Raw genomic sequence first — 16627 nt, 5'->3', positions numbered from 1 at the left:
GCTGTGAAGCGCTTGCGGAAATGGATCGGCGCGCGGCTTCGCCCGCGCTCGTTGCGCGATACCATGGTGTCGGTCCTGACGGTGGCGGGCATTGCGGGTGCGATCGCGCTGGCCGCGCTGCTCGGCCTCGTCATTTCGCCCAGCTTTGCCGAGCTGGAGAAGCGGGCGACCGACGGCTATCGCCACCGCGCGCGCGTGGCCTTGAACGAATTTGCGAGCGGTACCGAGGAGTTGGCGCGTGAACATGCGAGCACTCCGCAAGTCCCCGCCGAGCTGGCCCGCAGCCTGTTCGCCGCCCATGCCGTCGATGCCGTCGCCTATCGCACGGCCGACCACGCTGCCTGGGACGTTAGCCTGCGCGCAGGAGAGGGGGGACCGGGCGCTGCGTCGCGCACGGCCGCGCTATCGCGAGCGCTGAGCCGCCTTGATCCCGATCGTCTGATCGGTGGGGCGCTCTCGACCAAATTCTATCTGCCGACCGATCAAGGTTTGATGGCGGTCGGCCTGGCTCGAACGGCGACTGGGGCGGGGCATCCGTCCGGCTATGTGGCGGTCGCCCGCCATCTGACGGCGGGTCATTTGTCGGCGCTGTTGGGCAAGACCGCGCGGATCGTCCGCCCGCCGCTGGGGCAGGCCGACGCGGTTTCGGCAAGTTCGCGCATCGTCGATATCGCGGTGCCGGTGCGCGGCGCCGATGGAAAGCCGGTCGCGACGGCGGCCTTCCGCGTCTCGCGCGAAGTCGTGTTGCTGGGACGACGCGTGTTGCTGCTGGCGGTGGCGGGATCGATCTTGTTGCTCGTCTTCCTGCTCCTGATGCTCCGACGGGCGCTTGCGGCATTCGTGCTGGCACCGCTCGACCGGGTCGAACGGCATATGCAGCGGGTGCAGGCCTCCGGCGCGCTCCTTCCCTTCGAGGACAACCGGAGCCGCGACGATGAGTTCGGGTCGCTCGGGCGCAGCTTCAACGCGATGCTCAACCAGTTGAAGGATTTGCGCGAACAGAATGAAATTCAGAGCTTTGCGCTGGGCCGGTCGGAAAGCGCCGTGGGGGTGTTGCACAACGTTCGCAACGCCTTGGCGCCGCTTGCGACCATCCTGAGCCATGGCATGGGTGCGAGGACCCTACCGGACCGCGAGTTGATCGATCGGGCTCTGGCCGAATTGCGGCGCGACGACATCGACCCGACCCGGCGCGCCAAGCTCGTGACCTTCGTCGCCACCGCGCTGGATGCGGAGACGGTGGCCCGGGATGCGGTTCGCATGCAGCTGGAGGTCGGACGCGATGCCATGCGACAGACGCTAGAGATCATCGGCGCGCAACAGGCCCGCGCGCATGAGCGGCCACCGCGCGAACGCTGTGATGTGAGCGATATCGTGGCGCGCAACGCAACGATTGCGCGCTATGCCCGGTCGGTATCGATCGAGGTCGACTTCCCCGTTCGACCAGCGCCTGTCCTGGCCAATCGCGTGATCCTGAGCCAGGTGATCGGCAATCTGTTTTCCAACGCGGTCGAGGCGATCGTCGCCACTGGGCGCGACCATGGCGCCATCGCCGTCGAGATCATGCCGCCCAAAGACGGCCGGGTTTCGGTGCGGATCATCGATGACGGCGAAGGTTTCGAGCCATCCCAGGCGACGCGGCTGTTCCAGCCGGGTTTCTCGACGCGGACGGAAAAATCGGGTGGCCTGGGCTTGCACTGGTGCGCCAATTCCATGGCGGCGATGGGGGGCGCGTTGGAGCTGCGCAGCGCTGGGAAGGGGAGCGGTGCAGTCGCGATCCTGACGCTCGATGTCGACCCCGAACCGGGCGTTCCGATCGGCGAACTGGCCGCCTAATCGTCAGAGCGGTAGCTCCGCTTGATCGGGACCCTGTTCCCCATCCTCGCGGTCGATCAGACCCGACAGCGTAAGGCCGAGCAGCCGGACGCCCCCCGAAACCGGCAGCTGCTGGTCGAGAAGCTCCAGTCCGATCGCCAGGAACTGGGCACGCTCTGCGAGCGGATGGCTGGTCGAGCGGGCACGCGTAATGGTCCGAAAATCGCTGTGCCGCAGCTTCAGCGTCACGGTCCGGCCCGCGACGCCGCTTCGTTCGATCCGGGTCCAGGCAGCGTCCACCACCCGCTCCAGCGCGGTCCGCAGCGCGTGGCGATCGGACAGATCGTCCTCGAAGGTGCGCTCGGCCCCGACCGACTTGGCGATGCGCTGGGCCCGGACCGGCCGATGATCGACGCCGCGCGCCGCGCCGTAGAGATAATCGGCATAGCTGCCGAAATGACGTTGCAGGAACTCCAGCGGACGATCGCACAGGTCCTGACCTGTCAGGATACCCAGCGCCTCCATCTTGCGCGCGGTCACCGGCCCCACCCCGTGGAAGCGCTTGACCGGCAGGCTGGCGACGAAGGCCGCGCCAAGGGCGGGCGGGATCACGCACATCCCGTCGGGCTTGTTCTGGTCCGAGGCCAGCTTGGCGATGAACTTGTTGTAGCTGACCCCGGCCGAGGCGGTCAGCCCGGTCTCCGCCTTGATGGCCGCCCGGATAGCCGCGGCAACGGCCGTCGCCGATTCCAGCCCGGCGCGGTCCTCGGTCACGTCGAGATAGGCTTCGTCGAGCGACAAAGGCTCGATCAACGCGGTATAGCGGGCGAAGATGGCGCGGATTTGTCCTGATACTTCGCGATACACGTCGAAGCGGGGCGGCACGAAGACGAGTTCGGGACAACGGCGCGCGGCCGTGACCGATGGCATGGCGGACCGCACCCCGAAAGCGCGCGCCTCGTAACTGGCGGCCGCCACCACGCCGCGCTTGCGCGACCCACCCACCGCCAGGGGTCTTCCGCGCAAGCTGGGATCGTCGCGCTGCTCGACCGATGCATAGAAGGCGTCCATGTCGACATGGATGATCTTACGGCCGTCATGGGTCGCCAGTGCGTCTGTCGTCGACAAAGAAGAATTCGGCACCGCAGAGCTCATGGCGATCACACGGCCCGCTGCGTGCGGGCCAGCTGAAACGAAACAGGAACAATGATGGCGCGTCAACCCCTTGATGAATAGACCCGACCCGGTTCATCAGGTTAACCCACTTTTATGGGGTGCCATGTCATACGGTCCGGGGACTATCGTTTGACGTATATACGATCCTTGGGCGCCGCGGCCCTGTTGCTCCTTCTGTCGATCCTGCCTGCTGGGGCCGGGGCCGAGAGGAGCGATCCTTGGGCGGCATGGCAATGGGCGACGTTCACACGCCTGAGCGATTCCGTGGATTTGCCGCACGTCACGACGACGGCGATCACGCATGCCCGCGACGGTACGATGTGGATCGGTACGCGTGGCGGGCTGACCCGCTATGACGGGCAACGGGTGCGGAGCTTCAAGCAGCGACTGTCCGATCCCTATTCGCTGCCTGACAATTATGTCCGCTCGCTGCTCGCATTGCCCGATGGCAGTGTGTTGATCGGCACCAATGTCGGCGGCCTGGCGCGGTACGACGTCCGCACCGACCGCTTTCATCGTCTGATCGCCAAGGGGCAGCGGACCGGAACGCGCATTTTCGACCTGACGCCGGATGGGGCCGGTGGTGCCTATGTCGCATCGGACGGCGGTGTTCATCATTACGATCCCCGCAACGACCGGCTCGATCCGATGGCGGCAGAGGCGATCCGCGACGACAAGGGCGGAAACCAAGTCGTCTTTTCGGTTTTTCGCGATGCCGATGGCACTGTGTGGGCCGGAACGGAGGAAGGGCTGTGGGTTCGCGCGCCGCATGCCGACCGATTCGTCTTGGTGCCACTGAGCGCTACCGCGCCGAAGGACGATATCTGGGCCATCCAGCGGGACAGGCAAGGGCGGCTGTGGATCGGAACGGGCTCGGACGGGATTTACGTGAGCCCGGATCGCGGAACACGGCCTCGTTTCGTCCAGTTCCGCACGCTGGCGGGTGATTCTCCGCTGGTCGGCCACCGCACGGTACGTTCGCTGCAGGAGGACCGGCAGGGCCGGATGTGGGCGGCGACCGACGGCATGGGCATCCTGCTGATCGATCCGGCGCACCATTATTCGGTCATGCCGATCCGCCATGTCGCGGCCAACGCACTGTCGCTGGCGGGGGATACGGTGCGCGACCTTGCGCTCGACGGATCGGGCGGCATGTGGGCGGCGACAGAGCTGGGCGCGGCGCGAGGCAGGGGACCAGGTGGCGGGGTGCTGCAGATCGGAGCGGCGATGCCCAACCCTCGGAAATCGCTGTCCGACGACAATGTTCGCGGGATTCTGGTCGACCGCCAAGGTGTCATCTGGCTTGGTTTCAGCAAGGGAACGGTCGATGCGCTCGACCGGCAAACCGGCGTGGTGCGCCATCTGGCCCTGCCGGGTTTCCATGGCGGGCAGGACATCAAGGCGCTGATCGAAGCGAACGACGGATCGATCCTGGTCGGCGCTCGCGGCGTCGTGGCGATCGACCGCACGACGCTCAAGACCCGTGCCCTGGATGTGCCCGGACTGGGAGACCTGCCGGTCATCTCCCTGGCCCAGACGCCCCAGGCGCTGTTGATCGGCACCTATCGCGGGCTGTTCGTCCGCAACCGGGTCGACGGACAAGTTCGCCGATTCCAGCACGACCCAACCGATCCGCACAGCCTGCCCAACAACGAAGTCATCAATATCGTCGTCCGATCGCCGACATCGGCGCTGGTCGCCACGCCGTCCGGGCTCGGGCTGTTCGACCTTCAGAAAGGCCGCTTCACCAATTTTTCGAGCCGAGCAGGGCATTCCGCCAGCCTGCCGCAGGATTATGCCGGGTCGATCGTTCTCGCCGGTCGCGACATCTGGGTCGGCACCTATGGCGGCGTCGGTCTCGGCCATGCGGTCGCGAACGGATGGCGTTTCGACGCGATTACCGAGGCGCAAGGGCTGGCTGGCGACAATGTCGCGTCGCTGACGATGGACAGCCGCCGCCGGGTATGGGTAGCGAGCGCAGGCGGCATTTCGGTGATCGATCCGTCCGGGCACACCGTCCGCACAATGAGCCAGCGCGATGGTGGCACGACCAGCGCCTTTAATCAGCGGGCGACGGGAAAGACCCCAGATGGCTCGCTGCTGTTCGGCTCGCCCGACGGCCTGTTGATTCTCCAGCCGGATCTGCTGTTGACCCACCGCGAGCGAGTCAGGACCCGGGCGCTGATCATCAGCGCGGCGGAAATCGACGGTAGGGCGGTGACGATCGATTCTGCTTCGTCCGCGCTGGCGCTGCATTTGGGACGGGACGGCCGGACGTTGCGGGTCGGCTTTGCCTTGACCGACTTCGATTCGCCGGAGGAAATCCGCTATGGCTATCGGCTCGAAGGGTTCGACCGGGACTGGATGACCGTTCCGGCACGCACGCCAGCAGCGGCCACTTATACCAACCTTCCTGCGGGCAGCTATTGGCTGGACCTGAGGGCCGAGGTGCCCGGCCTTGCGCCTCAGGTCATCACGCGGCGTTTCCGCCTGGTCGTCGATCCGCAATGGTACGAGACCTGGCCCGCGCGGGTGGCGATGGCGCTGGGTTTCCTGCTGGGGCTGGCGGGGCTCGTCTGGCTGGTGACCACCGTAGTCCGCCGTCGTGCCCGGATTCTGGAGGCGATGGTCGAGAAGCGGACCAGCGAGCTGCGCACCGCCAATGCGCAGCTCGACCGGCTGGCGAGCACCGATCCTCTGACCGGCCTCGCCAATCGTCGCACGCTGATGACCGCACTGGAAACCGCGCGCGAACGGGCAATGCGCGACGGTGAGGGCTTTGTCTTTGCGTTGCTCGACGTCGATCACTTCAAGCGGATCAACGATCAGTACGGACATAGCGCCGGGGACGAGGTGCTGGTGCAGTTATCTGCGCGACTGCAACGGGATGTGCGTGCCGACGACACGCTGTCGCGCTATGGCGGCGAGGAGATCGCGATCCTGTTCGCCAGCGCGGGCATCGATACCGCCATGGCGGTCGTCGAACGCTTGCGCCGGGACGTCGCCGCCAGTCCGATACAGGTCGGCGATCAGGTGATCGCCCTGACCATCAGTGCGGGCGTCGCGCAGTGGCAGTCGGGCGAGGACGTCGGCACGATGATCCGGCGCGCCGACGAAGCCCTTTACTGTGCCAAGCGCGGTGGGCGCGACCGGGTAGCGCGGGCGGCCTAGGTCTTGCGCGGAACCGTCGAAGGGGCGCAGGGTTGGCCTGTTCCATGACAGAGTCTGCTTCCCCTGACGTCGCCCGGTCACCGATTTCCCGCTCCGGCCGCTTGGTGCGGCAGCAGGGAGCGTTTCTTCTCCAAGGCGCTGACGGCACGCTGGTCGAACTGCGGCTGATGCGGGTGCCGGTCGATCATGTCGGCAAGTCGGTGACCGTGACCGGGCATTTGCTGGCGCCCGGCCTGATGGAGGTGGAGGGCGTCCGGGGCGGCTGACGTCCGCCCTTTGCTCAGTGGCTGTCGCCGCGCCGGGGGATCAGGTGCAGGACGCCCACGATGACTGCGCCGACGATCAGGCCGACGATCGCCGATCCGATGGCGCCGATGATCCAGGCCACGGCTCCGCCCGCCACCGCCATCGCCTCGCCCGCATGATGCGCGGTGTCATGGATCAGATGGGGCAGGGTGGTCAGCCCGAATTCCTCCATGCCATGGACGATGATCCCACCGCCGACCCAGACCATGGCGGCGGTGCCGACCACCGCCAGCACGCGCAGGACGAGCGGCATGGCCTTTACCAAGCCCCGACCGATCGCCTGTGCCGCGCGCCCCTCACGACGGGCAAGATGCAAGCCAATATCGTCCATCTTCACGATGGCGGCGACCACGCCATAGACGCCGATGGTGATCGCGATGCCGACCAGCGCGAGAGCGATCGCCTGCGTCCCGATCGACATGTCGGGCAGTTCCGACAGAGCGATCGCCATGATCTCACCCGACAGGATCAGGTCGGTGCGGATCGCGCCCGAGACCTGCCGGTCCTCCAGCACCTTGGCATCGACCGGGGCGGCCTCGGACGCTTCCTCATGGCCGCCGGTCAGCGTCTCGAGGATTTTCTCGCTCGCCTCGAAGCAGAGAAACGCGCCGCCCGCCATCAGGATCGGGGTGATCGCCCAGGGCGCAAAGGCGCTGAGCAGCAGCGCAGCGGGCAGCAGGAAGATCAGCTTGTTGCGCAACGACCCCAGCGCGATCTTGCCGATGATGGGCAGTTCGCGCTGGGGTGCCAGTCCGACGACATAGCGTGGCGTCACCGCCGTATCGTCGATGACCACACCCGCCGCCTTGGCGCCGGCACGCGCCGATGCACCCGCCACATCGTCGAGCGACGCCGCCGCCAGCTTGGCGATTGCCGCCACGTCGTCCAGCAATGCGACCAGACCACCTGCCATCGAAGCGTCACTCCCTTGAACCCTATTGCCTGTGCCTAGAGCCTGTGTTGCGCCGATGCACGGGAAAATGACGGCTCCGTCATGTCTGCCAGGACGCGCCGCGCCATTGCTCGGCCAGGTGATCGAGCAGCGCAGGAACGGCTGCGGGCGCACCCAGCGCTGCGTAGATGGCCCAGATGCCGACCGCGACCGATCCTTCATAAGCGGGCAGCACCCGCACCAGCCGTCCGTCGGCCAGCGCATCGGCGACATCCCAGAGAGAGCGCAGCGCGATGCCGCCGCCTGCCAGCGCCAGTTCGCGAACCATTTCGCTGCTGTCGGTCTCGACCACGCTGTCGCCGGAGACGGTCGCGCCGGTCAGCCGCCAGGGAAACTGGCCGCGCGCCGCGAGCAGGCGGTGCTGGCGAAGCGCGGCGATCGTTCCGGGCGTCCCCGCACGCGCGAGATAGGCCGGGCTGGCGCACAGGATACGGCGATTGTCGGCCATGCGACGCGCGCCGAGCCCCGTGGGAGGCGTGGCGGTGATGCGGATCGCCAGGTCGACACCTCCGCCCAGCAGGTCGACATAATCGTCGCTCAGTTCGACCTTCAGCCTGATCTCGGGATAGCGGCCCAGAAAGGCGGGCAGGAAGGGCGCGATCCAGAGTCGGCCGAACGAGGTCGGGGCGCTGATCGACAAAGGCCCGGCGGGCTTGGCCGCCGTCTGGGCCATGCGCGCTTCGGCGGCGCGGAGCCCGGCGATCAGCGGCCCGACCTCGGCATGGAACGCGGCCCCTGCAGGAGTGGGGGACAGCCGCCGGGTGGTCCGATGCAGCAGCCGCACGCCCAGTCGCGCTTCCAGTCGTGCCATGCGCTTCGACACCATAGCGGGCGACAGCCGCCATGCTCGTGCGGCGGCGGCCAGGCTGCCTTCGCGAACCACGTCGACGAACAGCGCAATATCGGGGTCCATTCGTTCCTCCTGCGATCGACAGCGGTTCGATTATGCCTACTGTCACGCGTAATAGCGATGCACTATTATGGGCCCGGACGTTTGAAGGAGAGACGCGATGATGCAACGCCACGGCCTTTCGATCGCGCCCGCGCTGGTCGCTTTTCTGGAAGATCGCGCTTTGCCGGGCAGCGGCGTCGACCCCGATCGTTTCTGGTCGGGCATGGCGGACATTCTTGCCCGCTTCGCCCCAGAGAATGCCGCCCTTCTGGCCCGGCGCGACGCGCTTCAGAGGCGGATCGATGACTGGTACGCCCAGGGGGGAGCGACCGATGGTGCCAGCCAGCGCGCTTTCCTGACCGAGATCGGCTATCTCGCGCCCGAGCCTGCTCCCTTCACCATTGCGCCACGCGATGTCGATGCGGAGGTGGCCGAGCTGGCCGGGCCGCAACTGGTCGTGCCGATGCTTAACGCCCGCTTCCTGCTGAACGCCGCCAATGCGCGGTGGGGGAGCCTGTACGACGCGCTATACGGCACCGACGCGCTTGCGCCGATCCCGACCGAGACGGGCTATGACCCGATGCGCGGCGCGGCGGTCATCGGCTGGGCCCGCGCCTTTCTGGACGATGCGCTGCCGGTCGAGGGCGGATGGCAGGGCGTCACGGATCTGGCCGAGGCCGTCAAAACCCTGCGTGACCCCGACCAGTTTCGGGGGCGCAGCGAACGCGGTTGGCTGTTTCGCAATCACGGCCTGCATATCGAGATCGTGGTCGATCCAACCCATCCCATCGGCCGGACTGACCCGGCGGGTATCGCCGATATCGTCCTGGAATCCGCGCTGACCACTATATGCGATCTAGAGGACTCGGTCGCGGCGGTCGATGCAGAGGACAAGGTTGCGGGCTATGCCAACTGGCTGGGCCTGATCGACGGCACGCTCACCGCAGAGGTCGAGAAGGGCGGACGGACGACGACCCGACGGCTGGCCGACGACCGCGCCTATATTGCGCCGGACGGCCGCATGTTCAGCCTGCCGGGGCGCAGCCTGTTGTTCGTCCGCAATGTCGGCCATCTGATGACGACGCCCGCCATCCTGCTGCCCGATGGATCGGAAGCGCCCGAGGGCATTCTCGACGCCATCGTGACCAGCCTCATCGCGATGCGCCAAGGCCGCTCCATCTACATCGTTAAGCCCAAGATGCACGGGCCGGAGGAGGCGGGCTTCGCCGATCGGCTGTTCGATGCGGTCGAGGATATGCTGGGCCTCGACCGGCATCGGATCAAGATCGGGGTGATGGACGAGGAGCGCCGGACGTCCGCCAATCTGGCCGCGTGCATCCACGCGGTGAAGGACCGGATCGTCTTCATCAACACTGGCTTTCTCGACCGCACCGGTGACGAAATTCACACCGCGATGCAGGCGGGGCCGATGGTGCGCAAGGCGGCGATGAAGGAATGCGACTGGATCGCCGCCTATGAGGACCGCAATGTCCAGATCGGCTTGGCCTGCGGCTTTGCGGGACGGGCCCAGATCGGCAAGGGCATGTGGGCGGCCCCCGACCGTATGGCCGACATGTTGGCGCAGAAGGGCGCGCATCCGCAATCGGGCGCGACGACCGCCTGGGTGCCGTCGCCGACCGCCGCCACGTTGCACGCGACCCATTATCACCGGACCGATGTCGCCGACCGCCAGCAGGCCCGGACGGTCGAACCGATCGCGGCGCTGGAACGGCTGCTCACCCCGCCGGTCGCCACCGCGCCCGACTGGTCGGCAGAGGAGATCACGGCCGAACTGGACAATAATGCGCAAGGGCTGCTGGGCTATGTCGTGCGCTGGATCGACCAGGGTGTCGGCTGTTCCAAGGTGCCCGACCTGCACGATATCGGCCTGATGGAGGACCGCGCCACGCTGCGCATCTCGTCCCAGCATATCGCGAACTGGCTGCACCACGGCGTCGTCACCGCCGTTCAGGTCGAGGCGGCGCTGGCGCGCATGGCGGCGAAGGTCGACGCACAGAACCAGGGTGACCCCGCCTATCGGTCGCTTTCTGAAAATCCGGACGGTCTGGCCTTCCAGGCGGCCCGCGCGCTGATCTTTCAGGGCATCAGCCAGCCCAATGGCTATACCGAGCCGCTGCTTCACCGCTATCGCCAGGCCGCCAAGCAGCCCCTGGATCAGAAGGAGATGGCATAGTGCCGCTATATGCGCTGGACGACCGCCGCCCCGATGTTCACGACACCGCCTGGATCGCGCCCTCGGCCGATGTGATTGGACAGGCGATCCTCGCCGAAAAGGTGAGCCTGTGGTTCGGGGCGGTGCTGCGCGCCGATAACGGTGTCATCCGGGTCGGCGCGCGGAGCAATGTGCAGGACGGTGCCGTGCTGCACTCCGACCCCGGCAGCCCGCTGACCATCGGGTCGGATTGCACGGTCGGGCACCGCGCCGTCCTGCACGGCTGTACGATCGAGGATGGCTGCCTGATCGGCATGGGCGCGACGGTGCTGAACGACGCGGTGATCGGCGCAGGCTCGCTGGTCGGGGCGGGCGCGCTCGTCACCGAGGGTAAGGTCTTTGCACCCGGCAGCCTGATCGTCGGTGCGCCTGCCCGCGCGGTACGAACGCTGGAGCCCGGCGAGATCGCGCGGTTGCGCGAATCGGCCACCGGCTATGCCTCGCGTGCAGCCCAATATGCCGCAGATTTGCAGCCACTCGGCGAGGATCGGCCCGGACCGGCCGTTGACGATGGCGTCGCACCTGCCTAGCCAAGCAGGGTGACGCCGCCCACTATCCTGATCGTCGAGGACGATCCCGCCCTTCGGACCCTGACCGCCCGCGCCTTGCAGGAGAACGGCTTTGCCGTGAAGCTGGCCAATGCCGCACCCGAGATGTGGCAGGCGCTGGACGTCGGACAGATCGACCTGATCCTGCTGGACATCATGCTGCCGGGCACCAGTGGTATCGACCTGTGCCGCCAGGTCCGCCAGAAGAGCGCGGTCCCGATCATCTTCATCAGCGCCAAGGGCAGCGAGGTCGACCGGGTGGTCGGGCTGGAACTGGGCGCGGACGATTATCTCGCCAAGCCGTTCGGCACGCGTGAACTGGTGGCGCGCATCCGCGCCGTGCTGCGTCGCGGCGGGCTGGAGAATACACCGGGCGAGCGCGAGGCGGGCATATTGGGCTTTGACGGCTGGACCGCGAACCTGCCGCGCCGCGAGCTGATGTCGCCCTCGGGCGCGCAGGTAGAACTGACGGGGGCCGAGTTCGATCTGCTCGTCGCCTTTCTCGACAATGCCCAGCGCGTCGTCGCGCGCGAACGACTGATCGAACTGTCGCGCGCGCGGATCGGTGACAGTTCGGACCGCAGCATCGACGTGCTGGTCAGCCGTCTTCGTCGCAAGCTGTCGGGGGCGGGGGGCGCGGCGCCGATCGTCACGGTGCGCGGTGTGGGGTATATGTTGAACGTGCCGGTGGAGCGGCGGTGATCCGCCCTTCGGTCGGCCTGCTCGGCCGGATCGTCGCGATCCTGCTGCTGGCGGTGACGATCGAGTTCGCCATCTCTACCTATCTCTACGAGCGGGCCAGCCATGTTTCGGTCCGCGACGACGAAGCGCGCCGCTTGGCCGAACATCTGATCGTCGCGCGCCGCGTCCTGAATGAGCGGCCACCGATCGAACGTCCCGAAGTGGCCGAGGAACTGACCACCGATCGGTACATCGTCAGCTGGTCGCCCGCCGCGCCGCCGCGCCCCACCATCGCGCCCGCGATGGACAGCATGCAGCGCCAGATCGTCGACTGGGAACCGACCTTGGCGGCGACCGACATTCACCTGCGGCTGACTTCGCCCGGCCGCACCTCGGTGGTGTCGGGCGACCTGCGCCTCGACGACGGCACCTTGCTGAGCTTTCGCATGAGGGAGGGGGTGCGCACGCTCGACTTGGCACTGGGGCGGGTATTGCTGGCGCTGATCCCGGCCATCGCGCTGATGCTCCTGAGCGGTGCCTTGATCGGGCGGACGCTTCAGCCGCTGCGGATGCTCGCGCGGGCGGCGGACAAGCTGGGCCGGGGGCAGGGCGGCCACGCCCCGCTGATCGTGCCGGAGCGAGGTCCCGGCGAGGTGCGCCATGTGACCCGCGCCTTCAACCGGATGCAGGCACGTATCGGCCGGTTGATCGACGAGCGCACCCGCGCGCTGGCAGCGGTAGGTCACGACCTTCGCACCCCGCTCGCCCGGTTGCGCCTGCGTGCCGATGCGATCCATGACGATGAAGTGCGCGAGGCGATCGGCACCGATATCGAGGAGATGGAGGCGATGGTCGCCTCGCTGCTCGCTTTTCTCGGCGGTGAGGGCGATGCCGAACAGCCCGAGCTGACCGACCTCGCCATCCTCTGCGCCAATCTGGCCGATGATGCGGCCGACCATGGCCGTGACGTCCGCTATGTCGGACCGGATCACTTCGACTGCCGATTGCGCCGGTTCGGGGTGAAGCGCGCACTGACCAACCTGGTCGAGAATGCGCTCCATTACGGCGATCACGCCACCATCACCCTGCGCGCCGAGCCCGGTGACGATGTGCGCATCCGCGTCGAGGATAATGGGCCGGGCATCCCGGAGGAGTCGCTGGAATTGGTGCTGGAGCCGTTCGTCCGGCTCGATACCGCACGGCGGCGGGACACGGTGGGTTTCGGCCTGGGCCTGTCGATCGTTGCGCGGGTCGTCGCGGCGGAGGGCGGGGCATTGACGCTGGCCAACCGTCCCGAAGGTGGTCTCTGCGCGGAAATTCGTCTTCCGCACTGCCGGACATGATTTGTCACGGTTTCGCTGCACGACAGCAAAACTCGATGCGTATTACAGTTCCTAGAGGTTGGCTTCGAGCCCCACCCCCTCGGGGAACGGAGCCGCCTCACCGTTTTCATGTTTGCCCGTGAACCATTCGCGATAGCGGGCGAACAGAGCGTCTGGCCAATCATTCGGGAGGTAACCGATGACGATGGAGTTCGATTTGACCGCACTGGAATTGCAGGGTGCCCTGCTCGTGCTGGCGGTGATCATCACCTTCGCCGCCATCGAGGGCTGGAAGGCCCGCTAACCCGCTTCAAAGTTTCACGCGTTTCGCAAGGACTCCCCTGCCGCCCCCCTCCGGCATGAGTCCGACCGGAAAGGGGTAGGCGGCCCGGCTCAAGACCGGGTCGTCTGCTCCATAACCGCCAACCGGCCCTGGATCGCAGCGACCAGTTGGGTCGCCGTATAGGGCTTGGTCAACAGCGCGGCGTCCATATTCGCCGCTTCCGCCGCCATGCCGCCGTCACCTGTCGCGAAGACGATCGACAGCGTGGGCCGCAACTGCCTTGCCCGCCCAGCCAGTTCGACACCTGACTCACCCGGCAGGTTGAGGTCGGTCACCAGCACATCGATCTGCGCGGTCTGAAGCGCGGTCATCGCCTCTTCGGCGGTCACGGCATGGACGACGACAAAGCCCGCATCCTGCAGGGTTTCGGCCGTATTCATACGGATCAGATCGTCATCCTCGACCAGCAGGATGGTACGGCCATCATGCAACGGCTGGGGCCGAGCCTCTTCGACGGGCGGCTCGGAGCGGGGGGCTGGAGCCTCATTCGTCGCCATGCGCCGCTGGCGCTGGTTGGCCAGCACGTGCCGGAACTTCCGCGCCAATGCTTCGCGGGTATAGGGCTTGGAGAGCAGCTCGACACCCCGGTCCAGCCGTCCACCATGGACGATCGAATTCTCGGTATAGCCCGAGGTGAACAGCACCGCGATATCGGGCAGCCGCTCGCGCGCCTTGCGGGCCAGCTCGGGGCTCTTCAACGTGCCCGGCATTACGACATCGGTGAACAGCATGTCGATCGGGATGCCGCTTTCGATGACGTTCAGCGCACTCTGCGCGTCCACCGCCTTCAACACCCGATAACCCAGATCGGACAGCAACTCGACGACGGTCGCGCGCACCTCGGCATCGTCCTCGACGACCAGCACCGTCTCGGTGCCGCCGGTGATTGGGCCGGTATCGACCGCGACCTCGATATCCTCGGCCTCCATCGCGCGGGGCAGATAGAGCTTGATCGTGGTGCCGTGGCCGACCTCGGAATAGATCTTCACATGGCCGCCCGACTGTTTGACGAAGCCATAGACCATCGACAGGCCCAGCCCCGACCCCTTGCCCTCGCTCTTGGTCGAGAAAAAGGGCTCAAAGACCTTGTGGATGATCTCGTCCGACATGCCGCTCCCGGTATCGGAGACCGCCAGCATGACATATTGGCCGGGCGTTACCTCATCATGGGTTCGGGCGTAATCGTCGTCGAGATGGGCATTGCCCAGCTCGATAGTCAGCTTGCCCTGGCCATCCATCGCGTCGCGGGCGTTGATGGCCAAGTTCAGCAGCGCATTCTCGATCTGTGCCGGATCGATGAAGGTGTTCCACAAGCCACCGCCAACGATCGTCTCGATCTCCACGCCCTCACCGATCGCGCGGCGCAGCATGTCGTCCATGCCCTGGACGAAGCGGGTGACGTTGACCACCTTGGGCTCCAGCGCCTGGCGTCGGCCGAAGGCGAGCAGCTGCGCCGCGAGCTTGGACCCGCGCGAGACCCCCGCCATCGCATTGGCGACACGCTGTTCGGCGCGGTCATTGCCTGCGACATCCTTGCCCAGCAGCTGGAGGTTGCCCGACACGACCTGCAACAGGTTGTTGAAGTCGTGCGCGACACCGCCGGTCAGCTTGCCGATCGTCTCCATCTTCTGCGCCTGGGCTAGCTTCATCTCGGCCTGGCGGCGCTCGGCGATCTCCTCGATGACGCGGCTTTCCAGCGTCTCGTTGAGCTGGCGCAGCTGTGCCTCGGCGCGTTCGCGGTGGTGGACCTGACGCGCGAGGATGGAGGCCTGATCGCGCAGTGCCTGTTCGGCGGCGCGCTGCTCGGTGATGTCGGTATGGACGCCGACCCATTCGATCAGTTCGCCGTCGGCGCCGATGATGGGCAAACCGCGGATGGCGTAGGTACGCCATTCGCCGTCATGGCGACGAACGCGATGTTCGTGGATGAACATGCCCTTCGTCGCCACCGCCTCGTTCCAAGCGACGACCGAGGCCGCGGCATCGTCCGGGTGGACCGCATTTGCCCAGCCAAAGCCCTGATATTCCTCCAGAGACTGGCCGGTGATCGCGGCCCAGCCGGGTTGTTCCCCGATCATGCGGCCATCGGCGCTGTTGGTCCACAGTACGCCATGCACCGCATCCATGGCCGCACGGAAACGACGATTGCTGCGCTCGATCGCTTCGGAATGGCGCATCCGCTCGTCCACGTCGAAGACCAGGATGTGGAAACCCATGACCATACCGTCATCGCCCCGGCGGGGGATATAGCGTGTCTCGGCTCGGCGGCGGCTGCCGTCACGGTGGTGCAGATGGACATCCGCCACCACCGTCTCGCCCGCCAGCGCCCGGTCGATCAGCGGTTTGCGCTCGCTATAGTCGTCATCGGTCAGTATATCGCCGATGCGCTGCCCCAGCATGCCCTCCGGGTCGACACCGAGAAATTCGCGGTAATAGTCATTGGCGAAGCGATACCGTTCCTCGCGATCGACGAAGGCGACCAGAACGGGCAGCGAGTCGGTGATGATTCGCAGTTCCGCTTCGCTCTCGGCCAGGCGGCGCTCCGCAGCGACGCGACCGGTATTCTCGACGACGGTGCACATGACGCCGCCCACGTCGCCACGCTCGAGATAGACGGGCGTGTAATAGAGGTCGAAGACCACCTCTTCCTCGACACCCGCGCGCGTCACGATCAGTTTCTGGTCGCGAAAGGCGATATCCTCCCCTCGGAAACCGCGCTCCAGAATGTCACGGTTCCAATCCCAGATTTCGGGCCATACCTGCTCGACGAGGCCGCCAAAGGCCGCAGGATGGCGTGGCCCCGCGACGCTGCGATAGGCGTCATTGTAGAGCATGACATGATCCGGTCCCCACATCAGGACCTTGGCTATCGGCGAATGCACGATATTGGCGACCGTTGTGCACAAGACACCGGGCCACCGACCGATGGGGCCGAGCGGGCTGTCTGCCCAGTCGCGGTCGCGGAGCAATTGTCCACACTCGCCGCCGCCGACCAGCCAGGTCGCCGGATCGCCGAACGAACTGTCCGTCCGCATCCGCTCGATCGCGGCGATCAGCAGGGCTTGCTCGTCGGCAAATTCGCCTGCTTCGACGGCCTGGGCAACATATCGGTCGAGCTGCGGCGGGAGCGACAGCATGCGCGACAGGGGAGTGTTCATAGTCTGACGCATGAAAAAGCTACACCATCA

11 protein-coding genes are annotated in these 16627 nt (G+C 66.5%); 7 read left to right on the top strand and 4 right to left on the bottom strand.

The annotated features are described in order from the left end of the window. The first annotated feature begins 3 nt into the window (after positions 1-3). Positions 4-1836 carry a sensor histidine kinase gene (locus SSA01S_RS04555; RefSeq protein WP_244885559.1) on the top strand — a complete coding sequence of 611 codons (1833 nt, stop codon included), beginning with the start codon at positions 4-6 and terminating at the stop codon, positions 1834-1836. A 3-nt stretch (positions 1837-1839) separates the two neighbouring features. On the opposite strand, the gene dinB is transcribed toward SSA01S_RS04555, so the two are convergent. Continuing rightward, positions 1840-2970 carry a DNA polymerase IV gene (gene dinB / locus SSA01S_RS04550; RefSeq protein WP_061779414.1) on the bottom strand — a complete coding sequence of 377 codons (1131 nt, stop codon included), beginning with the start codon at positions 2968-2970 and terminating at the stop codon, positions 1840-1842. A 168-nt stretch (positions 2971-3138) separates the two neighbouring features. Here dinB and SSA01S_RS04545 point away from each other — a divergent pair, with 168 nt between their 5' ends. Both SSA01S_RS04545 and SSA01S_RS04540 read left to right on the top strand, forming a co-directional pair. Then, positions 3139-6162, top strand: a complete 3024-nt coding sequence (locus SSA01S_RS04545) for a ligand-binding sensor domain-containing diguanylate cyclase (protein WP_167348887.1) — start codon at positions 3139-3141, stop codon at positions 6160-6162. Positions 6163-6206: 44 nt separating this feature from the next. Beyond that, positions 6207-6428: a DUF5818 domain-containing protein gene (locus SSA01S_RS04540; protein ID WP_061779412.1), complete on the top strand. Its 222-nt coding sequence runs from the start codon at positions 6207-6209 to the stop codon at positions 6426-6428. Positions 6429-6442: 14 nt separating this feature from the next. On the opposite strand, the gene SSA01S_RS04535 is transcribed toward SSA01S_RS04540, so the two are convergent. Together SSA01S_RS04535 and SSA01S_RS04530 are read right to left on the bottom strand one after the other, a co-directional pair. Beyond that, on the bottom strand, positions 6443-7381 hold the full coding sequence (locus SSA01S_RS04535; RefSeq protein WP_061779411.1) for a DUF808 domain-containing protein: 939 nt from the start codon (positions 7379-7381) through the stop codon (positions 6443-6445). A 79-nt stretch (positions 7382-7460) separates the two neighbouring features. After that, positions 7461-8333, bottom strand: coding sequence for a LysR family transcriptional regulator (locus SSA01S_RS04530; protein ID WP_061779410.1), 873 nt, complete (start codon positions 8331-8333; stop codon positions 7461-7463). Between the two features lie 97 nt (positions 8334-8430). Between SSA01S_RS04530 and SSA01S_RS04525 the strand changes: the two genes are divergently transcribed. From SSA01S_RS04525 to SSA01S_RS04510, 4 genes are read left to right on the top strand one after another with little or no spacing between them, the layout of a single operon-like run. Beyond that, positions 8431-10506, top strand: a complete 2076-nt coding sequence (locus SSA01S_RS04525) for a malate synthase G (RefSeq protein ID WP_061779409.1) — start codon at positions 8431-8433, stop codon at positions 10504-10506. Continuing rightward, positions 10506-11075 carry a gamma carbonic anhydrase family protein gene (locus SSA01S_RS04520; RefSeq protein ID WP_061779408.1) on the top strand — a complete coding sequence of 190 codons (570 nt, stop codon included), beginning with the start codon at positions 10506-10508 and terminating at the stop codon, positions 11073-11075. Before SSA01S_RS04525 ends, SSA01S_RS04520 begins: the two co-directional genes overlap by 1 nt. A gap of 9 nt (positions 11076-11084) precedes the next feature. Continuing rightward, on the top strand, positions 11085-11795 hold the full coding sequence (locus SSA01S_RS04515) for a response regulator (protein ID WP_058734091.1): 711 nt from the start codon (positions 11085-11087) through the stop codon (positions 11793-11795). Further along, positions 11792-13117 carry an ATP-binding protein gene (locus tag SSA01S_RS04510; RefSeq protein ID WP_061779407.1) on the top strand — a complete coding sequence of 442 codons (1326 nt, stop codon included), beginning with the start codon at positions 11792-11794 and terminating at the stop codon, positions 13115-13117. Before SSA01S_RS04515 ends, SSA01S_RS04510 begins: the two co-directional genes overlap by 4 nt. Positions 13118-13489: 372 nt before the next feature. On the opposite strand, the gene SSA01S_RS04505 is transcribed toward SSA01S_RS04510, so the two are convergent. Next, the gene (locus SSA01S_RS04505) at positions 13490-16609 is read right to left on the bottom strand and encodes a response regulator (protein ID WP_244885557.1); all 3120 of its coding nucleotides are present in this window, start codon (positions 16607-16609) and stop codon (positions 13490-13492) included. Positions 16610-16627 lie beyond the last annotated feature (18 nt).

Source organism: Sphingomonas sanguinis NBRC 13937, assembly GCF_001591005.1.
In the GTDB taxonomy this organism is placed as follows: Bacteria; Pseudomonadota; Alphaproteobacteria; order Sphingomonadales; family Sphingomonadaceae; genus Sphingomonas; species Sphingomonas sanguinis.
The sequence above is the reverse complement of the archived record's forward strand: the minus strand, read 5'-3'. Positions and strand labels throughout refer to the sequence as shown.

Excerpts from the sequence above, each read along its gene's own strand:
- SSA01S_RS04505 (WP_244885557.1), bottom strand. The coding sequence starts at position 16,609 with ATGCGTCAGACTATGAACACTCCCCTGTCGCGCATGCTGTCGCTCCCG.
- SSA01S_RS04535 (WP_061779411.1), bottom strand. The coding sequence starts at position 7,381 with ATGGCAGGTGGTCTGGTCGCATTGCTGGACGACGTGGCGGCAATCGCC.
- dinB (WP_061779414.1), bottom strand. The coding sequence starts at position 2,970 with ATGAGCTCTGCGGTGCCGAATTCTTCTTTGTCGACGACAGACGCACTG.
- SSA01S_RS04540 (WP_061779412.1), top strand. The coding sequence starts at position 6,207 with ATGACAGAGTCTGCTTCCCCTGACGTCGCCCGGTCACCGATTTCCCGC.
- SSA01S_RS04525 (WP_061779409.1), top strand. The coding sequence starts at position 8,431 with ATGATGCAACGCCACGGCCTTTCGATCGCGCCCGCGCTGGTCGCTTTT.
- SSA01S_RS04530 (WP_061779410.1), bottom strand. The coding sequence starts at position 8,333 with ATGGACCCCGATATTGCGCTGTTCGTCGACGTGGTTCGCGAAGGCAGC.